Source organism: Amycolatopsis keratiniphila subsp. keratiniphila, assembly GCF_001620365.2.
GTDB lineage: Bacteria > Actinomycetota > Actinomycetes > Mycobacteriales > Pseudonocardiaceae > Amycolatopsis > Amycolatopsis keratiniphila.
The window spans coordinates 29,040-49,661 of sequence record NZ_LQMT02000034.1 but is presented as its reverse complement, the minus strand read 5'-3'; the positions used below and the strand labels follow the sequence as shown (position 1 = coordinate 49,661).

Below are 20,622 nucleotides of genomic sequence, written 5' to 3'. Positions count from 1 at the left end.
GATGACCATGCGCCCGAACCGAGCGGTGGCGGCGATCGCGTTCGTCGCGGTGCTGGGCGGAGCGGCGATCACCGGGGTGCTCGCGCCGACCGCGGCGCAGCAGCCCGCGCCTCCCGCCGCGCCGTACCGCGTCGGCTACGTCAGCGCCGCGACCACCGGCTTGTTCCAGGTCTCCGGTGCGGGCGTGGTGGCGGCTCTGCCGCCGGACGTCGGAAGCGTCGATTCCGACGCGTCCGCGGGCAAAGGCGGCCTGGTGTGGGTGAGCAGACGGGCCGAGCGCGACGGCGAGCTCTGGTACCTGCGCGACGGCACCCGGGTTCCGGTGCGCCTGACCGACGACGCGACAACCGACACGCATCCGGCGTTGTCACCCGACGGTTCGTCGGTCGCGTTCGTCTCGGAACGCATGGGCAGCAAGGACATCTTCGTGATCGGCGTCGACGGCCGCGGGCTGCGCCAGGTGACCTCCGGACCGGCTGCGGACGATTCGCCGAGCTGGTCGCCAGACGGCGGCCGTCTCGTGTTCAGCGGTACCGGCGAGGATCCGGCTGGTGACCTCTACACCGTGCCCTCGCGCGGTGGCGCGCCGACGCGCCTGACCGCCGACCCCGGCGCGGACACCCAGCCCGCCTGGGCCCCCACCGGTTCCCGGATCGCGTTCACCACCACCAGATTCGACCCCGGCGGGGATGTCGTGGTCGTGGCCGACACCGGCGGCGCGGTCACCCGGGCGGTGCCGGAACCAGGTGACTCCTCCGAGCCGGCGTGGTCGCCGGACGGCACGCGGCTGGCCTTCACCACTCGTCAGCCGGATCCGCTCGGTGACGTCAAACAGGTCGCGGGTGGCCAGGTCTCGGTCATCTCCGCGCTGTCCGGCGTCGGCGAGACCGAACCGACGTTCCGCGCCGACGGGCAGCCGGTGTTCACCCAGCTCCGCGGCGGGGCCACCACCGACATCTGGAGCGCGGACGCGCGCGGCGGCGACCGCCGCGACCTCACGAACCGGCCGGACGCGGACGAAGCCGATCCCGCCTTCTCCCCGGACGGGACTTCGCTGGCCTACACGGAATTCGGCACCGGCGAGGTCCGGACCAGCCGGATCGTCGTGGCGAACGCCGACGGCGGCGCGCCGCGATCGCTGACCGGTGCCGAGGACGGCAAACGGGAGCGCCATCCGGCATGGTCGCCGGACGCGACGAAGATCGCGTTCACCCGGACCGTGTCGATCGGCGAGGGTTCCGACAGCTTCGTCCGGATCGTGCGCGTCGCCGACGGCCGTGTCCTCGGCGACATCCCGATCCCGGCGCATCTGCGCGGGGACGACTCGCAGCCCGTGTGGTCGGCGGACGGGACGAAGATCACGCTCACCCGGGCCGCTACCCGGATCGGGCCGCCGGGACCGTCCAGAGTGGACCCCGCGACGGTGGACGTTCCGATGGGGCGCGGCGGGTCGGCGCGGATCGCCAAGACGGTGCAGACCGACCGGATCCGGCCCCTGCCGGACGTCGTCCTGCTGATGGACCAGACCGGCTCCATGGGCGGGGTGATCGAACAGGTCAAGACGAATCTCGGCACGGTCATCGACAGCGTGCGGGAGCGGGAGAAGGAAGCGCACTTCGCCGTCGCTGCCTTCGGCGACGCGGGCGACCCCGAGCCGCGGCCGTTCGATGTGCAGCAGCCGCTGACCCCGGCGGGCACCGAGGCCGAGCGGAAGCTGCTGTCCGACGCGTTCGCCCGGATCGAGGCGACGGGCGGCGGGGACACCGCCGAGGACTGGCTTCTGGCCTTGCGGAAGGTCGCGACCGGAGCCATCACCTTCCGTCCGGGCAGCAGCCGGGTCGTCGTCCTGGTCGGCGACGCGGCGAGCCACGAGACCCCGCCGAGGGCGGAGGTGATCGCCGCGCTGAACGCGGCGAAGATCAGCGTGGTGGCCGTTCCCGCGGTCACCGGGTCGAGCACGGATCCCGACCGCGGCCTCGACGCGCGAGGACAGGCGACCGCCATCACCAGCGCCACCAGCGGTGTCCTCACACCCGACACCGACGCCGGGCGGATCTCGGAGGCGATCATCGCGGGCATCGGTGATCTCCCGGTCAGCGTGCAGCCGGTGAGCTTCTGCGATCCCGGCCTCGCGATGACGTTCGATCCCGCGGGCCCGCAGAGTGTTCCGGGTGGCACGAACGCGCGGTTCACCGAAACGGTGACGGTGTCCCAGACGGCCGTGGTGGGTGCTTTCCTGCGCTGCCGTGTCGAATTCCGGTTGAACGGGGAGTCCACCGTGCGGCCGGGATACACCGAAAACGTCACCGTGCGCGTCAAGGATCCGGCCCTGCCCCTGATCACGCTGCACGACCGGACGGTGACCGGGACCGGCCCCATGGTGATCGAATATCCCGCGACGGCGGTGGACGTGGACGGCAGCCCGCTCGAGCCGAGCTGCACACCGTTGTCCGGCAGCCTGTTCCCGGTCGGTGCCACCACGGTGACGTGCACGGCGAGAGGGAAGAACGGCACCGCCGTCGAGACCGCGGTCATGGCCGTCGCCCCGCCGGGAGAAGACCGGCGCAAGCAGTTGTGGCAGGTCACCCTGACCCAGCCTTCACCCGATGTCGTCGTGCCGGGGGATCAGCGTGACCTTTCGTCGCGGTTCGGCCCGGGTTGCGGTGCCGGTGCCGAAGGCGCGGCGGACGTCTCGCCGGACGGAGCCACGCTCGCGTTCCAGAGCGGCAACGCGCTGGTCTGCGTGGCGCCCGCCGACGGTGGCCAGGGCCGGATCCTGGTGCAGCGCACGGGCTTCGTCGACGATCCCGCCTGGTCGCCGGACGGTGGGCTCGTCGCCTATACGAACTCGCCGGGCGAGTCCTCGCCACGGATCGCGGTCGTGCCGTTCACCGGCGGCGACGGCCGGATCCTGATCGACGGTCCCGGCGGGGCCTCGCAGCCCACGTTCCAGCGGATTCCCGACCTCGCCGTGAGCGCGAACGCCGTACCGGCCGCGATCCCGTTCGAAGGACTCACCACGTTCGAGTTCGTCGTCACCAACCGCGGCGCCACCGCGTCGCCCGGGGTGGGGCTGTTCGTCCGGCTGACCGCCGGTCTGCGACCGGGGGCGGTGCTCCCCACCAAGGGCACCTGCACACCGGAACTGGTGTGCGCGTTCGGCACGCTGGTGCCGGGCGAGGAGGTCCGGGTGCGGTTCGGCGCGACCGGCCTTGCCGCCGGAACGCAGGCGGCGACCGGCACGGTCACCACGACCGGTCCCGACGCCGAGGCGCGGGACGACTCCGCGACCGCGGTCGTGACGGTCGGCGAGAAGCCGGCGCCACCGGTGACTCCCGGATCCTTGTCGGTCGGGATGTCGGTCTCGGCGGTCCCGTTGTTCGTCGGCGGCGACGACGTGGTGCTGACCTACCTGGTGCACAACGGTTCCCAGGCACCGATGCCGTCCGTCCGGCTCACGACCCAGCTGCCACCCGGGCTCCCCGCGACTTCGGCCGCGCCCGGCTGCGTGCCCGGAAGTTGCGCGCTCGGGACGGTCGGGCCGGGGCAGACCGTGACGGTCCGGATCTCCTTGGCCGCCAAGGCGGCTTTCGACGGCCAGGTGTCCGGCACGGTGAGCACCACCGGACCGGACAACAACGCCGGGGACAACACGGCGACCGCACGGGTGCTGGTCCGGCAGCCGGTGGTCGAGGTGGATCCGAAGATCGGCACGCTCGGCTTCGTCCCGCGGGTGCGGGGAACGGACTTCCCGCCGGGTGCGATGGTCCGGCTGGCCTGGTCGACGGGCATCTCCGCGCCGGGGCTGGTGAGGGTCGGCCCCGACGGAAGGTTCGAGGCGCACTTCTTGATCTTCCACCACGACCTGATCGGCCCGCGCACGGTGAACGTGACCTCGGTGGGCGGCGTGAAATTCGGGGCAGTGGGGTCGAATCCGATCCTGGTCGTGCTCCGCACCCTGCAACCTCCGTTCATCACCCGGGGCTGAGGGGGTCGCTACACCGCACTCACGTGATTGAAGCCGGAACTCGCGTGATTGAAGCCGGAACTCGCGTGATCAGCGGCGGAACACTCGAGTTCTGCCTGCAATCACGCGAGTCACGTCCCTGATCACGCGAGTCACGCCTTCGCTCACGCCGCGCCTGTAGCCGGAAACGCCAATCACGGGCAGTGTCCGGACTCGCGACAGCATGAAACCGCTCAGACCGCGTCCAAGCGCACTGCCCCTATGGGCAACGACCGGCGCACGGCCGCACACCCGTCCGCTGGTGCCGGTCGCGACGCCGGACGCGCAGACTTCCGGGTATGGGAGCAACGGCGACGCTGTCCGAGGCGGGTCTGGTCGCGGAACCGGGCCAGGAGATCAGCTGCTCGGTGACGATCCGCAATGCCGGCCGGGTCGTCGATCAGTTCGCGATCGCGGTGGTCGGCGACCCGGGAGCCTGGGCCACCGCGGAACCGGCGACGGTGAACCTGCTGCCGGGCGAGGCGGGCACGGTCGTCGTCCGGTTCGCGCCGCCGCGGTCGTCCGACGTCCGGGCGGGCCTGATTCCTTTCGGTGTCAGGGTTTTCTCGAGCGAGGACCCGGCGGGCTCGGTGGTCGAGGAGGGCACCCTCCAGCTCGGCGCGTTCACCGAGGTGACCGCCGAAGTCGTCCCGTCGAAGGTGGAGGCCGGTTCCAAGGCCGACTTCGAAGTCGCCGTCGACAACCGCGGCAACCACCCGGTCGCCGTCGAACTGAGCGCGCTCGACCCCGAGGACGAGCTCGACTTCCAGCTCGAACGGAACCGCGCCGATCTCGCGCCGGGCACGGCCGCGTTCGTCCGCCTGCGCGCCCGGCCGCGGAAACGGTTCCTGCGCGGGCAACCCGTACGGCATCGCTTCCAGGTGCTCGTCATCGCCGACAATGCCGAACCGCTCAAGACCGAAGCCACCATGGTGCAACGGCAGCTGCTGCCGAAGTGGTTGCTGCCGGCGCTGGCCGCGCTCCTGGTGCTGTTGCTGGCCTTGGTGGCACTGTGGTTCACCGTGCTGAGGCCCGCGGTGAAATCGGCCGCCCGTGAAGCGGCTCAGGAACAGAACCAGGAGGTGATCAAGGCCGCCCAGGACGCCGGTGGCGCAGCGGGGGAGGCGAAGAAGGACGCCGATCAGGCCAAACAGAACTCCGAAGACGCGATGAAGGCCGTCGGGCTGACCCCGCCCGTGGAGGGCGGGGCTCCCGGTCCCAGGGCGTCGAACGGCGTACCGAACCCGGCCGGAAACGCCAACGGGACACCGACCGACTTCCGCGTGGCGGCGGACGCGGCGGTCGACTCGAACGTCAACCGCTTCGCCGAATTCCCCTACGCCATGCCGGATCCCTCGAAGACCTTGGTCGTCACCGACCTCATTCTCCAGAACCCGCGTGGTGACAACGGAACCCTGCGGCTGCTGCGGGATTCCGGTGGCACCAAGACGGTCCTGCTCGAAGTCGGTCTCGCGAACTTCCGCGACCTCGACCACCACTGGTTGCAGGCTTGGCGGTTCGCCCCCGGTGAGAAGATCGTGCTCGCGGTCAGCTGCCAGACGCCGGGAGGCGGCAGCCGGTGCACCCCGTCGGTCTCCTTCTCCGGCCGCGTCGAATAGACGCCGATCAGATCAATCCCTCGCGCAAGGCGAACGCGACGGCGTGCGCGCGGTTGCGGAGCTGGAAACGGTTGGTGATGTCGTGCAGGATCGATTTCACCGTCCGCTCGGAATAGCTCAGCCGGTCGGCGATCTCCTTCGTCTCGAAGCCGTCGGCGACCATCCGCAGCACCTGGGTCTCGCGTTGCGACATCCCGGCGAGATCCCAGCCGTTCGGTTGCAGCACGTCCCGCTGCAACCGGGACACCCTGGACAGCAGGCGCCCGAGCAGATCCGGCGGCAGCGCGCCCTCCCCGGCGGCCGCGGCCTTCACCAGCCGCACCAGGGTGTCGGGGGTGGCGTCGGCCCGCCGGATGATCGCGGAGACACCGTTGCCCACGACGTCCAGCAGTTCCGAGTCGTCCACCTCCCCGGCGACCAGGACGACCCCGGCGCAGCCGGCGCAATGGAGACTGCGCAGCAACTGCCGCGCCTCCTCGTTCAGCCGCTCGACGATGACCAGTACGACGGCCGGCTCATCGGTGTCGTCGGCGAAACGGATCTCAGGGCGTGCGCGCAGCGCGGCGGTGACACCCGCGTGCGTGATGGTGTCGGTGGCATGGAGCAGCACCGGGATCTGGTCGACGAGCATCGATGAACCCCTCCCGTGAACGGTGTTCCGTCATTCCAAGGATCGTGCGGACGGGGTTTCGCGAACAGGGATCCGGAGTCCCGATATGTCCCGTTTTGCTACTCCGATCGAGCGACGCCCGCCTTCCTGATCTTGGCGATGGCCTGGGCCCGGTCGGTGACCTGGAGCTTGCGGAAGATGTGGGACACGTGGTTCCGCACGGTTTTCGGGCTGAGCACCAGCTGGTCGGCGATGGAGGCGTTCCCCATGCCCTGCGCGATGAGCCGCATGATCTCCCGCTCGCGCGCGGTCAGCTTCGGGAACGACTCGTCGCGCGGGGTTTCGGTGCTCAGCAGGGAAAGCACCTGGGTCGCGATCGCCGGGCTGAAGATCGCCTCGCCGTCGCCGATCACCCGAACCGCGCGGACGACCTGTTCGTTGCGCGCCCCCTTGAGCAGGTAGCCGCGCGCACCCGCGCGCATGGCGGCGAACACGGCGGCCTCGTTCTCGAACATGGTCAGCATGAGCACACCGGTGTGCGGGCAGGCCTTCACGATCCGGCGGGTCGCCTCGACGCCGTCGAGGTCCGGCAGGTTCAGGTCCATCAGGATGACGTCGGGCTCCAGCCTTCCCGCTTCCGCGACGGCGGTGAGCCCGTCGGCGGCCTGCCCGACGACGTCGATGCCGTGGGTACCGTCGAGCATCGCGCAGATCGTCGTCCGGAAGGCGGGATGATCGTCCACCACGAGGACGCGCAGGGGCGGGAACATCACGTTCACTCCTGGGTGGCGAGCGGCAGCCAGGCGGCGATCCGGGTGCCGCCCGAGGACACCGGCTCGACCACGCAGCCGCCGCCGAGATCGGCGGCGCGTTCCCGCATCGAACGCAACCCGGTCCCGCCGACCGGGGGCAGCGGCTCCGCGCCCGTGCCGACCCCGTCGTCGACGATCTCCACGCGCAGATCGCCGTCCAGCGGCCAGAGGCGCACCGTGCACTGCCGGGCACCGGAGTGGCGGGCGATGTTCACGAGCGCCTCGCGGATGATCCGGTACGCGGCGACCTCCACCGCGGCCGACAGCGGCGGGAGCTCACGGCGGACCTCGACCGTCACCGCGAGCGGCCCGTGCTCGGCGGGGACCCGGTCGGCGAGCAGTCCGGCGTACCGGCGCACTGCCGTGACGAGGCCCGCGTCGTCGAGCGCGGGCGGCCGCGCGTCGGTCACGATGCGGCGCAGTTCGGTGATGGCGCCGTAGAGCTCCTCCTCGAGCCGGGACAGGAGACGCTCGGCCCCGGCTCGGTCGCGGACGAGCAGATCACGGGCCGCGCGCAGCCCGAGCAGGGCCACGGCGAGTGTCGGCCCGACGCCGTCGTGGAGGTCGCTGAGCACCGTCCGGAGCCGGTCCTCGTACCCGGCAGGATGAACGACGTCGGTGACGACGAAGGTCCGGCGCATTTTCTCCCCCGTCGGGCGGTGGTGCGGCTCGGTGGTGCGTAGCGTGCTGGTCACTCGCTGTACTAGTCGCGCGACGCCGCCCCGGCGTTTCCCCACCTGCCGCGAGTTCAGGTAACGGTTTGGAGCCGATGCGGACGCCTGCCCCTGGCGGACGCGACCCGAGCGGCGGCGAAATGCCGTAACCGGTATTCGAGAATTCGGGTCATAAAATGATGGTGCTCGCTTCGAAGTATGATGCGCGCGAGTGAACTTTCTCGACAGTGGACGGGCCTGCACGGACAATCGGATCCGCGCGGCACCCTGCGAGCAAATCCTTCTGTTGCGCTCAGTTCCCTGCTCCCATCATTTGGCGAAAAGGAACCTTATGCATGACGATGACGAACCGGTAGGCCGGGTGCTCGGCAGGCGGCAGGCGTTGATTCTGCTCGGTGCCGCCGGTGCGACACTCGCCGCCGCGGGCTCCGCGGCGGCGAGCGCCGCCACTCCCGCCGCGGGCACTCCCGAGGTATGCACGCTGGATTGCGTGGTCAAGCCAGAGCAAATGGAGGGTCCGTACTTCGTGGACGAGCGGCTCAACCGCTCCGATATCCGCAGTGAGCCGTCCACCGGACAACTGGTTCCCGGCACCGCGCTGGTAATCAATTTCACCGTTCAACAGGTTCGCCAGCAGCAGTGCACGGCGCTGCCGGGAGCGATGATCGATCTCTGGCAGTGCGACGCGTTCGGGCTGTACTCCGACATTCCGTCCCAGGGCAGTCGGGGGCGCCGTTTCCTGCGTGGTTATCAGAACACCGACCAGGCGGGCACGGCCCGGTTCACCACCATTCTTCCCGGCTGGTACACCGGACGCACACTGCATATCCACGTCAAAATACGCACCACCGGAACCAACGGCCGTCCGTACGAGTTCACTTCGCAGCTCTACTTCACGCCCGAGTTCGGCGCGGCCTATCTGCGGACCGACCCGTACCGGCGGAAAGGCCCGGCCGACACGACCAACAGCCGGGACGCGATCTACCGCAACGGCGGATCGCAGATGCTGCTGCGTCCACAGCAGAGCGGGACCGGCTACACGGCGGACTTCGCTATCGGTCTCGACCTGTCGAACACCCAGGTCGGCCGCCCCGACTAGGCGAGCGCCATCGTGTGACACCAAACGGGCCGAAGGCTCCCTTCGCCGCATCAGACGCGGTGAAGGGAGCCTTCGGCCCGTCGAAGAGGATTTCGAACGGCTCGACCGGTCCGGTCACTGAGGGGTGTGTGGATATAGGGACATTGAGCGTCCCTATATCCACACACCCCTCACCCGTCGTAGCACTCACGCGCCCACGGCCACGCCGAGTAGTCCCGCGGGCCGGAGCCCGTCCCTCCATAACACCGTCACCCGTTGGATCAACTCCGATCGGGTGTTGCCTACCTGCGGACTTGACCGCCGACGAGAATAAGACCAAACTTCGTTGGCGAAAAGGGCGGTAACCCGACCCATGAGGAGCTGACAAGTGGAATCGCCGACGTTTGTGGTCATCGGTGCCGGCCTGGCCGGTGCGAAGGCCGTGGAAGCTTTACGCGACAAGGGATTCGACGGGCGGATCGTGCTGCTCGGCGACGAGGGGCACCGTCCGTACGAACGGCCGCCGCTCTCGAAGGACATGCTCACCGGCAAAGCCGGGCCGGACAGCGCTTTCGTGCACGACGGGGGCTGGTACTCCGGCCACGAGGTCGAGCTGCGGCTCGGCGCCCGCGTCACCGCGATCCATCGCGCGGCCCACGAGGTCGAGCTCGCCGACGGCACCCGGGTCGGCTACACCAAGCTGCTGCTGGCGACGGGTGCCGAACCTCGCGTCCTGCCCGGCGCGGAGGACGCGCTCACGCTGCGCCGCCTCGACGACTCCGAGCGGCTGCGGCAGGTACTGGAGACCGGGTCCCGGCTCGCGGTGGTCGGCGCCGGGTGGATCGGTCTCGAAGCCGCGGCGGCGGCCAGGCAGGCCGGTCTCGACGTGACGGTGCTGGAAGCACTCGAGCTGCCGCTGCTGCCCGCGCTGGGAGCCGACGTGGCCAGGGTGTTCGCGGACCTGCACGCCGCACACGGCGTCGACCTGCGGTTCGGGGTCAAGGTGGCCGAAGCGGGCGCGAAACACGTCAGCCTCGCCGACGGCACACGTGTCGACGCCGACGCCGTCCTCGTCGGGGTCGGCGCGATCCCGAACACCGCGCTGGCCGAAGCCGCCGGACTGACCGTGGACAACGGCATCCGCGTCGACGCGCACCTGTGCACCGGCGACCCGGACATCTTCGCCGCCGGTGACGTCGCCAACGCGGATCACCCGTTCCTGGGCCATCCGGTCCGGGTGGAGCACTGGGCGAACGCGCTCAAACAGCCCGCCGTCGCGGCCGCCGGGATGCTCGGCAAGGACGAAACCTACGACGAACTCCCGTATTTCTTCACCGACCAGTACGACCTCGGGATGGAGTACCTCGGCCACAACGCCGGTCACGACCGGGTCGTCTTCCGCGGCGACGTCGGGGCGAGGGAGTTCATCGCCTTCTGGCTCAAGGAAGACCGCGTGCTGGCGGGGATGAACGTCAACGTCTGGGACGTCACCGACCCGATCGCGGCCTTGATCCGCGGCGGACGACCGGTGAACCCCGACCGGCTCGCCGACACTTCGGTGCCGCTCGGGGAGGTCGGCTGAGCCACGAGGAGCGGCGTCGGGCCCTCAGATCTTGCGCCCGACGCCGGCGTAGACGTCGTCCGGTTCGATATCGCGGAGACCTGGTTCCGCATGCCACAACGGCGCGCTCACGACACCGGGTTCGACCAGGTCCAGTCCGTCGAACAGGGCGGCGACCTCGGCGTAAGGGCGGAAATACATGGGATCCCGGCTGTTCTTCATCGCCTCGGTGACCGCCGCCATCGCCTCGGGCGCGTGGTCGGCGGTCAAATGCGACAGCGCGACCAGGCTGCCGGCCAGCAGCGTTTCGCGGTACCGGGCGACGATCTCGGCGGGGCGCAGACTGTCCGGGATGAAATGGAAGACGGCCACCATGAGCAGCCCGATCGGCCGATCGAAGTCCAGCATCTCCTGCGTCGCCGCGGAGTTCAGCACCTCCTCCGGCCGGCAGAGGTCCGCCTCGACGACGGTGGCGTTCGGATTCCCGTCGAGGATGAGGCGGCTGTGGGCGACGGCGACCTTGTCGTAGTCGACGTAGACCACCTTGCAGCCGGGGTCCATGTCCTGCGCGATTTCGTGCACGTTGCCGACGGTCGGGATCCCCGAGCCCAGATCGAGGAACTGGGTGATGCCGTGGGAGACCATGTACCGCACGGCACGGCGCAGGAACGCCCGGTTGGACGCGGCGACCCGGCGCCCGGACGGCAGGACGGCCACGACCTTCTCGCCGACGGCGCGGTCGGCGTCGAAGTTGTGGCTGCCGCCGAGCAGCCAGTCGTAGACCCGGGCCGCGCTGGGCAATCGGACGTCGACTCCCTCTGGAACCCGTTCACCCTGCACGGACACCCCTCACCTCACAATGCGTCGACAGCTGGGAACCCTTTTGTCACCAGCACCGTACCGACTCCGACCCTGGACGCCTATCGTGTGACGCGGTCACGCTGGGTCGGCCATTCGGCCAATGGCGCCCCGGCCGATGAGCCGATCCGGTCATGATCTTCGCCTCATAGTGTGACGACGGTAAGTAATTCGTCGTCTACGGGGAGATCACGATAATGCTTCGCAAAACAGGGGTACTGGCGGTCGGGCTGGCCGCGGCGGGAGCGCTGCTGATCCCGGGGGTCGCCGCGGCGGCGGCCGAGGGGCCGACGCCCTTCGTCATCGGCGGGCACGACGCCACCGAGGACTATTCGTTCATGGTGTCGCTGCAGCAGGGCGGCAACCATTTCTGCGGCGGCTCGCTGATCAGCGAGAACTGGGTGGTGACCGCGGCGCACTGTGTGAAGGGAGCGCAGCCGGGGGAGATCAGGACCAGGATCGGGGCGCGGCAGCACAACAGCGGGGGCACGGAGACCGGTGTCAGCCGGATCATCGTGCATCCGGACTTCGTCGGGCAGAACCCGCCGGGCGCGGACATCGCGTTGGTGCGGTTGGACAAAGCGGTGAGCGAGAAGCCGATCAAGATCGCCGGGGCGGTGGGCGAAGCGGGCACGGCGACCCGGATCCTCGGCTGGGGCGAGCACTGCGCGGACCAGACCTGTGGGGCGCCGGAGATCCTCCAGGAGCTCGACACCAAGGTCAGGCCGGCGGAGGATTGCCGAAATCTGGCCGCGGGCAAGGAGATCTGCACCGGTTCCGACACACCGGACGCGATGGGTTGCTACGGCGACTCGGGCGGGCCGCAGATCAAGGGCAGGCCGGGCGAGTGGGAACTCGTCGGCGCCACCAGCCGCGATGGCGACGAGGACCCGAAGTGCGCCAGCGGTCTGGGTATCTGGACCGACGTGACGGTGTACCGGGACTGGATCGCCGAGCAGCAGGCGAGCCACTCCGGTAGCGAGGCGTGACAAACGGGCGAGGACGGTTTCGAAACCGTCCTCGCCCGTTCGCCGCGTTCCGTCACCGGGGCGCGAGTGCCTCCAAAGAGGACAGTGGCGCCTTGTGGAGGTTCGAGATGATGTTCCTCGGCTTGTCCGCGGCCTTGCTGTAGTAGTGCGCGCCGGACTCGAACGCCAGGTAGACGTTGCTGCCGTAGACCGTCAGCCCCTCGGACATGCTCGGCGCGCGGAAGCAGTGCTTCTTGGCCGTGTCCAGGTCCTTGTCGCCGGCGCCGCGCCGGACGACGTAGATGTTGCTGCGGTTGTTCCTGCCGTGCGAAGTGCTGTAGATGAACAGGTCCTTGGTGACGATGAGGCCCTGCGTCTTCGTCGGCACCTCCCACGACCCCGGCCGGTAGCTCAGCTTGCCGTCGGCGCCGACGGTGTACGAGTGCATCAGACCGCGTTTGGCGTCCTCGAACTTGCCTGCCCACAGGGTGTTCGTCGGGCCGTGGCTGGTGAGGAAGGAGGAGGCGTAGACGGTCTGCGCCGTCCCCTCCTGCTCGATGGGCAGCGACTTCTTGATCGCGTTCTTCAGCTTCGCCAGCGAGTACTTGCGGATCGTGTCGCCCTTGCCCGACACGAACGCCCAGCCCTGCTTCTCGAACACGGCGATCCCGCCGACGTGCGAGTACGCGAGCAGCGCCTGGCCGATCTGCTTGCCGGTCTTGGCGTCGATGCCGATGATGATGGCGCTGCGGTGACCAGACTCGTACGAGGAGACCAGGATCAGGTCGTTCGAGCCGTCCCAGTTCGACCAGGTCGCCGTGCCCTGCGGGACGTTGGTCGCCAGCGCGGGGACGGGATGACTCTTGCTGAACCGGTTGTCGTAGGCGTAGGAGGCGGATTCCCCGTGGTAGAAGGGTCCGTCCTTGCCGCTGGACTTCGTGTCACAGGTGATGGCCGCGGCCTCAGCGGAGGCGGTGCCCACCACGGTCAGGCCGAGCAGGAGCGTGCTCACCGCGGCGGTGATCGTCGCCTTCTTGAGTAGCGTCTTCATTCATTCCCTTGTAGTCGTCGTGCGTCCAGTTCTCAACTGGGACTCGCCGGAGACGCTCGCGGTTCCGGCGGGTCTGCGGCGAACACGGCCGGTCACGTTGGGTTAGTCCATTGAGGACGGTGACCGTCCTCCGCGTATTTCTGAATCGATTGCGGAAAATTGTCCACTTTGTTTTGGTGAATGCATTCCTCGGTACGGTGTCGGTTAATATCCGACGCATTACCAAAAGTAATCGACTGAGTGTCGATGGTGGTCGGCGAATCGGTCACAAAAGCCGTCAAGGTGCCGGATTGGGCTGGAAGACGTGGATTGCTGCGTCTTGTGGTCCAAGATCAGTGCGCCATTCGGACCAAATCGATGGAAATCGTATTCCTCGTCGCGGCCTGCCGTCTTAACCTTGCGTAATTCTTCACCTGCATGGTCACTGGGGAGCAAGATGAAGTCCACGCCGTTGTTGTCGCGCGCCCGAAAAGCCTCGGAGCGACTGTCCGACGCCCGATGAGACAAGACGGCTGCGTCGGCCGATTCGAGGTGCACGCCCGGCGATCACCGGACCGGATCGCGGTCTTCGAGCACGGCACCGGGATCACCTACGACCGGCTCGCCGGGCTCGCGGGCGGTCGCGCGTCGCGGTTGCGCGACGCCGGTGTCCGGCCGGGAGAGCGGGTCGGGCTCGTCACCGGGCACGGAAGCGCCGCGATCGCGGCGATCCTCGGCACGCTCGCCGCGGGCTGCACCTACGTCCCGCTGGACCCGACCTTCCCCCGCGAGCGTCTCGAGCACCAGCTCGCGGCCGCGCGGGTGACCGCCGTGCTCGCGGATCCGGAGTACGTCGAGCTCGCGGAGTCCTTGTGCCGCACCGGTTCCGCGCGGCTCGTGCGCTCGGGTGCGGAGACCGCGCCGCTTCCGGTGCCCGAAGCCGACCCGGACAGCCCGGCGTACGTGCTGTTCACGTCCGGGTCCACCGGCAGGCCGAAGGCCGTCGCGCAGACCCACCGCAACCTCCTGCACGTCGTCGACAACCAGATCGCCGCGCTCGGCATCACCGCGTCCGACCGGCTCAGCCTGCTCGCGTCGTTCGGCTTCGACGCGGCGATCCCGGACCTGTACCCGGCCCTGCTCACCGGGGCCGCGGTCGTGCCGGTCGACCTGCGGGCGCACGGTCTCGCCCACGCCGCGCGTGAGCTGACCAGGCACGAAGTCACCGTCTACCACTCGACGCCCACGGTCTACCGGCACCTGCTCGACGTCCTCGGCGAGACCGGCCTCCCGTCCGTGCGGACCGTGCTGCTCGGCGGCGAGCAGGCGACCCACGCCGACGTCCGAAGGGGCCGGTTCGCGCCGGAGTGCGTGTTCGTCAACGGCTACGGCGCCACCGAAGTGACCTTCGCCGCGCACTACCGGACGACCGCCGACGAACTGCCTCCGGACGCCGAGGGACCCTTGCCGATCGGGCGCGCGCTGCCCGGCTTCACGCTCACCGTGCTGGCCGGCGGGGAACTCGAAGTGAGCGGGCGGCACCTCGTCGACGGCTACCTCGACCAGCCCAGCCCGGCGTTCGGTGTGACGGCCGACGGTGGCCGCCGCTACCGGACCGGCGACCTCGCAGCGCTGCTGCCGGACGGGAACCTCGTCTGCCTCGGCCGGATCGATCGGCAGGTCAAGGTCCGCGGTTTCCGGGTGGAGCTGACCGAGATCGAGGCCCGGCTCGCCGAACAGCCCGGCGTGGCCGAGGCCCGCGCGATCGTGCGCGACGGCGACCTGCTCGCCTACGTGACCGCGGCCGGGCCGCGACCGGACGGCCGGACGCTGCGGGCCGCCTTGGCAGACGTCCTGCCCGGCTACTCGGTCCCCGCCGCCGTCGCCGTGCTGGACGCTTTTCCGCTGACCGTCACCGGAAAACTCGACGAACTGGCGCTGCCGGACCCGCGGACGGCCGCGACCGTCCCGGCCGAGCGGCTGACCCCGGACGAGGAACGCGTGCACCGGATCTGGTGCGCGGTGCTGGGCCGTGACCGGATCGGGCGCACCGAGGCGTTCTTCGACGCCGGCGGCGACTCGCTGCGGCTCGGCCGCGTGCAGGCGGGGCTGGCCGACGAGTTCGGGGTGGACGTCCCGATGCTCGCCCTGTTCGAGCGTACGACGATCGCCGGGCAGGCCGCCTGGTTCACGGAGTCCACTTCGGACACTCAGCCGCGGGTCACCGCGGAGGAACAGACCGGGGACCTCATCGCCGTCGTCGGGCTGGCCTGCCGCTTCCCCGGCGCCCCGGACGCCGCCTCGTTCTGGTGGAACCTCTGCGCGGGCGTCGACTCGATCCACGACTACACCGACGAAGAGCTGGCGGCGCTGGGCATCGGGCCGGGCCTGCGTGCCGACCCGGCCTACGTTCGAGCGGGCGGCCGGATCGAAGGTGTCGAAGACTTCGACGCCGGGTTCTTCGGATTCACCGCCGACGAAGCCGCGCGGACCGACCCACAACACCGGCTGTTCCTCGAAACGGCCTGGCAGGCTTTGGAGGACGCGGGTCGCGACCCCGCCGCCGAGACCGGACCGGTCGGGGTGTTCACGAGCACCTCGGTGAACCGCTACTTCCTGTTCCACCTGTTCGGCAACCCGGCGGTGACCGGCGACGTCGACCCGGACGACTGGGAGGGGCGGCTGCCCGGCCGCCAGCTCACCGACCACCTGCCCGGCCAGGTCGCGTACCGGCTCGGGCTGACCGGGCCGGCGGTGGCCGTGCAGAGCGCGTGCTCCAGTTCACTCGCGGCGGTGGCGCTGGCCGCGCAGAGCCTGCTGGATTACCGGTGCGACGTCGCGCTGGCCGGAGGGGCGAGCGTGACGTGGCCGCGCTATCGCAGTGGCGGGCTCGTCTCGCCGGATGGCCGGTGCCGGGCGTTCGACGTCGCCGCGGCGGGCGCCGGATTCGGCTCGGGCGCCGGCGCGGTCGTGCTTCGGCGGCTGGCGGACGCGGTCGCCGACCGCGACCACGTCTACGCCGTGCTGCCCGGCTGGGCGATCACGAACGACGGCCCGGACCGCGCGGGCTACGCCGTGCCGGGACCGGCCGGGCAGGCGGCCGCGGTGGCCGAGGCGCTGGCCCTCGCGGACGTCGCCCCGGACGAGGTCGCGCTGCTCGAAGCCCACGGCAGCGGAACCCCGCTCGGCGACGCGATCGAGGTCGCCGCGCTCAACCGCGTCTACCGGGACACGCCGCCGGAAACGTGTGCGCTGGGCTCGGTGAAGACGAACATCGGGCACCTCGACACGGCGGCGGGTATCGCCGGGCTGATCAAGGCCGTGCTGTCGGTGCGGCACGGCGTCATCCCGCCGAGCCTGCACTTCACGGCCCCGCATCCGGAGGTCGACCTGGCGGGCGGCCCCTGGTACGTCCCGGCGAAGGCCACCGACTGGCCCGACCGCGACCGGCGGGTGGCCGGGGTCAGCTCGTTCGGCATGGGCGGCACGAACGTGCACGTGATCGTGGAGGAGGCCCCCGCCGTCCCGCCACGGCCGGAGGCGAGCGGTCCGTTCGTCCTGCCGGTGTCCGCGCGTGACGCGAAGGCGTTGCGTGAGGCGGTTTCCCTGCTGCGCGAACGGCTTTCCACGGACGCGCCGGACCTCGGGGACGTGGCGTACACGCTGTCGGTCCGCCGGGCGTTCGCGTGCCGGGCCGCCGTGGTGGCCGACTCGGTCGAGGCGGCGGTGGCCGCGCTCGACGCGGTGCTGGCGAACGGAACCGACGTCGAGGGCCCCGCCGGGGCAGAGCGAGACCTGGCCGTTCAGTGGACCGGGGGCGGCGACATCGAGTGGGCAGCGGACGGCGATCCCGGCCGCGTCCCCTTGCCGGGCTACCCGTTCCAGCGGGAGCGGCACTGGATCGACCCATCGCCCCAGCACACAACCGACCAGGAGACCCCTCGGTGACCGACACCTTGCCCGTCGTGGGTGGCCATGGCCCGCCACTGTCCTATCCGGACACCACGCTCACCGGGCTGATCCTCGCCCAGGCCGCGCGCACCCCCGACGCGGTCGCCGTCCGGCAGGGGGACGCCCGGCTGACGTATCGCGAACTGGTCGCGTCGGCGACCGGCGTCGCCCGGCTGCTGCGGGCCCGGGGCGCCGGGCCCGGCACCCGCGTCGGCGTCTGCGCCGACCGGCGGCCGGAGCTGATCTCCACCGTCGTGGGGGTGCTGCTGTCCGGGGCCGCCTACGTGCCGCTCGAACCCGGCGGCCCGAAGGCGCGGCTGGCCGAAATCGCGGCGGACGCCGAGGTCTCCCTCGTCGTAGGTGATTGCGCGCGGGCCGAATTCGGTGCCGCGCAAGGCATCGAGGCGCTCGACGTGCCCCAGCCCGCGGACGGGCCTGTCGACTGCCCCGCCGGGCCGGACGACCTCGTCCACCTCCTCTACACCTCCGGCTCCACCGGCCGTCCCAAGGGCGTGCTGACCAGTCACCGCAACGTGGTCGCGTTCGTGACCGGGTTCGCCGCCGCCCTCGGGATCCGGCCCGGCGCCCGCGCGCTCGGCATCTCGTCCCTCGCCTTCGACGCCTTCACCATGGACGTGTTCGTCCCGCTGACGCACGGCGGATCGGTGCAGCTCACCGGCACCGCCGACCGGTCCGACCCCGAACGGCTGCGGCGGTTCCTCGTCGAGCACGACGTCGAGTGGGGTTTCGTCACGCCGACACTGCTGTCCATGATCGACCCCGCGACCGTGCCCGGCTGGCGCGTCATCGCCTGCGGTGGTGAGCCGGTGCCCGCGGAGCTCGCCGCGCGCTGGCTGCCGGGACGGCGGTTCTTCAACGCCTACGGCCCGACCGAGACCACCGTCGTGGTCGTCACCGACGAGGTCACCGGCATCCCCGCCGATCCGCTGCCGCTCGGCCGCCCGACGCCGAACCACCGGGCGTACGTCGTGGACGCCGGGCTGCGGCCGGTCGCGCCCGGCGAGATCGGCGAGCTGCTCATCGGCGGCCCCGGCGTCGCGCTCGGCTACCTCGGCAGCCCCGAGCTGACCGCCGAGAAGTTCGTCGACGACCCGATCACGCCGGGAGAACGGCTCTACCGCACCGGAGACCTGGCTCGCGAGCTCCCCGACGGGCGTCTCGAATTCGCCGGGCGCGCCGACCGGCAGGTGAAGGTCCGCGGCCAGCGGATCGAGCTGGGCGAGGTGGAGGCCGCGCTCACGACCCACCCGGACGTCGACGCCGCCGCCGTGACGGCGGTCCCCGGCCCGGCGGGCACCCGGCTGGTGGCCTTCCTCGCACCGGCGTCGGCACCGTCCGATGTGGACGAACTCGGCCGGGACCGGCTCACCGCGGCGATGCGCCCGGCCGCGATCCGGGTGCTCGACCGTTTGCCGGTCAACCCGCTCACCGGCAAGATCGACCGGCCCGCGCTGCGCGAGCTTGCCGAAGCGGCGCTGGCGGGCCAACAGGACCTCGGCCCGCTCGGCTCCCCGGCCGAACGCGCGGTCGCGGCGATCTGGCGGCGGGTGCTCGGCGCGGGCGCGGGGACGGACTTCCTGGCCTCGGGCGGGAACTCGATCGCCGCGATGCGCCTGGTCGCGGCGCTGCGCACGGAGCTGGCAGCGGACGTCGCCGCGGAGGACGTCTTGGCCACCGGCACGCTCGACGGGCTGACCCGTCGGGTCGCGGCCGCGTCGCCGCTGACCGGGCCGGGCCTGACCACCGGGCACGCGCCCACCCTGTCGCCGCAGCAGCGGCGTCTGTGGTTCCTCGACCAGCTCGCCCCGGACGCCGCGCCGTACAACATCGCGATGGCGTTCCGGCTGACCGGCGCGCTGGACGTCGACGCGCTGCGCCACGCCTTGCGCGCGGTCGCCGAGCGGCACGACGTGCTCCGCTGGCGGATCCGCGCCGTCGACGGCGCGCCGGTGGCGGATCGCCTGCCGCCGTCGGACGTTCCGCTGCCGGTGACGCCGGTGACCGAGGACGGTCTGCGGGCCCGGCTGGCCGCCGACGCCGCGACGCCGGTGCACCTGGACCGAGAGGCTCCCTGGCGCGTGCGGCTCTACCGGCTCGGCGAGACGGAGCACGTGCTCGGCTTCACGCTGCATCACGCGGTGTTCGACGGCTGGTCGCAGGACCTGTTGTGCGCCGACCTCTCGGCGGCCTACCGGGGCGAGCCGCTGCCGCCGCCGGTGGCGTCCTATGCGGACTACGCGGTGTGGCGGGCCGGACGCGACGAACGCCGGGAAGCGGTGGATGTCGCGTGGTGGACCGGACGGCTCGCCGGTGCACCATCCACAGTGGACCTTCCGCGCGACCGGCCGCGCTCGGCCGTGCAGACCTACCGGGGCGCGAGCCTGCGTCAGTCCTTTTCGGACGGTGTCGCCGACGCGGTGCGGGCGCTGGCCGCCCGCACCGGCACGACCCGCGCCGGGGTGCTGCTCGCCGCGTTCGGCCAGCTGCTGCGGCGGCTCACCGGGGCGAGCGATCATCTGGTCGCCACGGTCGTCGCCGACCGGCAGCTCGCCGAATGCCAAGAGGTCGCGGGGTTCTTCGTCGACATCGTGCCGGTGCGGCTGCGGGCCGACGACGCCGCGGACTTCGCCTCGCACGTCCGCGACGGCGCTGCGGAACTCCTCGCCGCGACCGCGCATCCGGCCGCCCCGGTCGAGCGGCTCGTCGAGGCGCTCGGCGTACCCCGTGATCCCGCGCGCGCCCCGCTCGTGCAGGTGATGTTCAACGTGCTGAACTTCGCCGAGCCGAGGCTGGACCTGCCCGGTGTGACCTCGGCGTGGCTGCCGGTCGACAAGCCGGGATCGCCGTTCGACCTCACGGTGTACGTCCACGACGACGGCGTCGAACTGCTGTACAACCCCGATCTGTTCGATCACACCCGGATGGCCGGGCTCGCCGAGGACTACGTCGCCCTGCTCGGCGCGCTTGCCGCGGCGCCGGACGCGCCGGTCGGGACGAGCGTGCCGGAGCTACCGCGGGCGGATGTCCGCACCGCCGCTCCCGCCGCGGCCGGCCGCGTCAGGGCACGCCTGGCGCCGGTGGTCGCGGATCCGGCGGCGCTCGCCGCGACCGAGGCCGTGATCGCGCGTGCGTGGTGCGACGTCCTGGGCGTGGCCGAAGTGGGGCACAACGACAACTTCTTCGACGTGGGTGGGCATTCGCTCGCCCTCGCCCGGGTGCACGCCCAGGTCACCGCCCGGCTCGCCCGCCGGATCCCGATGGTCGACCTGTTCACCCATCCCACCGTCCGCGCCCTCGCGGCGCACCTGCACTCCGGCGACGCCGCCAGCCCGGAGCTGGCGCGTGCCGCCGAACGCGTCGCCGCCCGCCGCGGCCGCACCCAGACCAGAAGACCCCGTCGCACCGCCGGCCCGGCCGGCCCCGGATAGGAGCAC

The 20,622-nt window shown here is 71.0% G+C and carries 12 protein-coding genes; 7 read left to right on the top strand and 5 right to left on the bottom strand.

Annotation, left to right across the window (positions count from 1 at the left end; translation table 11 throughout):
* Position 1: 1 nt before the first annotated feature.
* Both AVR91_RS32250 and AVR91_RS32245 read left to right on the top strand, forming a co-directional pair.
* Positions 2 to 3,988, top strand: coding sequence for a VWA domain-containing protein (locus AVR91_RS32250; RefSeq protein WP_143254173.1), 3,987 nt, complete (start codon positions 2 to 4; stop codon positions 3,986 to 3,988).
* A 317-nt stretch (positions 3,989 to 4,305) separates the two neighbouring features.
* Complete coding sequence (locus tag AVR91_RS32245) at positions 4,306 to 5,625, top strand: COG1470 family protein (protein ID WP_063274543.1); 1,320 nt, start codon at positions 4,306 to 4,308, stop codon at positions 5,623 to 5,625.
* A gap of 7 nt (positions 5,626 to 5,632) precedes the next feature.
* Here the strand turns inward: AVR91_RS32245 and AVR91_RS32240 are convergent, their stop codons facing one another.
* From AVR91_RS32240 to AVR91_RS32230, 3 genes are all read right to left on the bottom strand, one after another.
* Positions 5,633 to 6,256: a response regulator transcription factor gene (locus tag AVR91_RS32240; RefSeq protein ID WP_063274542.1), complete on the bottom strand. Its 624-nt coding sequence runs from the start codon at positions 6,254 to 6,256 to the stop codon at positions 5,633 to 5,635.
* A gap of 98 nt (positions 6,257 to 6,354) precedes the next feature.
* A complete protein-coding gene (locus AVR91_RS32235) occupies positions 6,355 to 7,005 on the bottom strand; it encodes a response regulator (protein WP_063274590.1) in 651 nt (216 codons plus the stop codon).
* Between the two features lie 5 nt (positions 7,006 to 7,010).
* Entirely contained in the window at positions 7,011 to 7,688 is a 678-nt protein-coding gene (locus AVR91_RS32230) for a sensor histidine kinase (protein WP_063274589.1), read from the bottom strand.
* 364 nt (positions 7,689 to 8,052) lie between these two features.
* On the opposite strand from AVR91_RS32230, the gene AVR91_RS32225 reads away from it, so the two are divergent.
* Together AVR91_RS32225 and AVR91_RS32220 are read left to right on the top strand one after the other, a co-directional pair.
* Positions 8,053 to 8,820, top strand: coding sequence for a dioxygenase family protein (locus tag AVR91_RS32225; RefSeq protein WP_063274541.1), 768 nt, complete (start codon positions 8,053 to 8,055; stop codon positions 8,818 to 8,820).
* Positions 8,821 to 9,187: 367 nt separating this feature from the next.
* Complete coding sequence (locus tag AVR91_RS32220; protein WP_063274540.1) at positions 9,188 to 10,381, top strand: NAD(P)/FAD-dependent oxidoreductase; 1,194 nt, start codon at positions 9,188 to 9,190, stop codon at positions 10,379 to 10,381.
* Positions 10,382 to 10,405: 24 nt separating this feature from the next.
* Here the strand turns inward: AVR91_RS32220 and AVR91_RS32215 are convergent, their stop codons facing one another.
* Positions 10,406 to 11,206 (bottom strand): SAM-dependent methyltransferase, encoded by an 801-nt coding sequence (locus tag AVR91_RS32215; protein WP_063274539.1) that lies wholly within the window; start codon positions 11,204 to 11,206, stop codon positions 10,406 to 10,408.
* Positions 11,207 to 11,415: 209 nt separating this feature from the next.
* On the opposite strand from AVR91_RS32215, the gene AVR91_RS32210 reads away from it, so the two are divergent.
* Positions 11,416 to 12,207, top strand: a complete 792-nt coding sequence (locus AVR91_RS32210) for a S1 family peptidase (protein ID WP_083715647.1) — start codon at positions 11,416 to 11,418, stop codon at positions 12,205 to 12,207.
* Positions 12,208 to 12,259: 52 nt separating this feature from the next.
* Here AVR91_RS32210 and AVR91_RS32205 read toward each other — a convergent pair whose 3' ends face one another.
* Positions 12,260 to 13,237 carry a hypothetical protein gene (locus tag AVR91_RS32205; RefSeq protein ID WP_063273401.1) on the bottom strand — a complete coding sequence of 326 codons (978 nt, stop codon included), beginning with the start codon at positions 13,235 to 13,237 and terminating at the stop codon, positions 12,260 to 12,262.
* 498 nt (positions 13,238 to 13,735) lie between these two features.
* Between AVR91_RS32205 and AVR91_RS32200 the strand changes: the two genes are divergently transcribed.
* Complete coding sequence (locus tag AVR91_RS32200; protein ID WP_063273402.1) at positions 13,736 to 17,164, top strand: AMP-binding protein; 3,429 nt, start codon at positions 13,736 to 13,738, stop codon at positions 17,162 to 17,164.
* Positions 17,161 to 20,616 carry a non-ribosomal peptide synthetase gene (locus AVR91_RS32195; protein WP_063273403.1) on the top strand — a complete coding sequence of 1,152 codons (3,456 nt, stop codon included), beginning with the start codon at positions 17,161 to 17,163 and terminating at the stop codon, positions 20,614 to 20,616. The genes AVR91_RS32200 and AVR91_RS32195 overlap by 4 nt, the downstream gene beginning before the upstream one ends.
* Positions 20,617 to 20,622: the final 6 nt, after the last annotated feature.

Coding starts and splice junctions, on each gene's coding strand:
- AVR91_RS32210 (WP_083715647.1), top strand. CDS start 11,416: ATGCTTCGCAAAACAGGGGTACTGGCGGTCGGGCTGGCCGCGGCGGGA.
- AVR91_RS32225 (WP_063274541.1), top strand. CDS start 8,053: ATGCATGACGATGACGAACCGGTAGGCCGGGTGCTCGGCAGGCGGCAG.
- AVR91_RS32235 (WP_063274590.1), bottom strand. CDS start 7,005: ATGTTCCCGCCCCTGCGCGTCCTCGTGGTGGACGATCATCCCGCCTTC.
- AVR91_RS32205 (WP_063273401.1), bottom strand. CDS start 13,237: ATGAAGACGCTACTCAAGAAGGCGACGATCACCGCCGCGGTGAGCACG.
- AVR91_RS32250 (WP_143254173.1), top strand. CDS start 2: ATGACCATGCGCCCGAACCGAGCGGTGGCGGCGATCGCGTTCGTCGCG.
- AVR91_RS32245 (WP_063274543.1), top strand. CDS start 4,306: ATGGGAGCAACGGCGACGCTGTCCGAGGCGGGTCTGGTCGCGGAACCG.
- AVR91_RS32230 (WP_063274589.1), bottom strand. CDS start 7,688: ATGCGCCGGACCTTCGTCGTCACCGACGTCGTTCATCCTGCCGGGTAC.
- AVR91_RS32200 (WP_063273402.1), top strand. CDS start 13,736: ATGAGACAAGACGGCTGCGTCGGCCGATTCGAGGTGCACGCCCGGCGA.
- AVR91_RS32240 (WP_063274542.1), bottom strand. CDS start 6,256: ATGCTCGTCGACCAGATCCCGGTGCTGCTCCATGCCACCGACACCATC.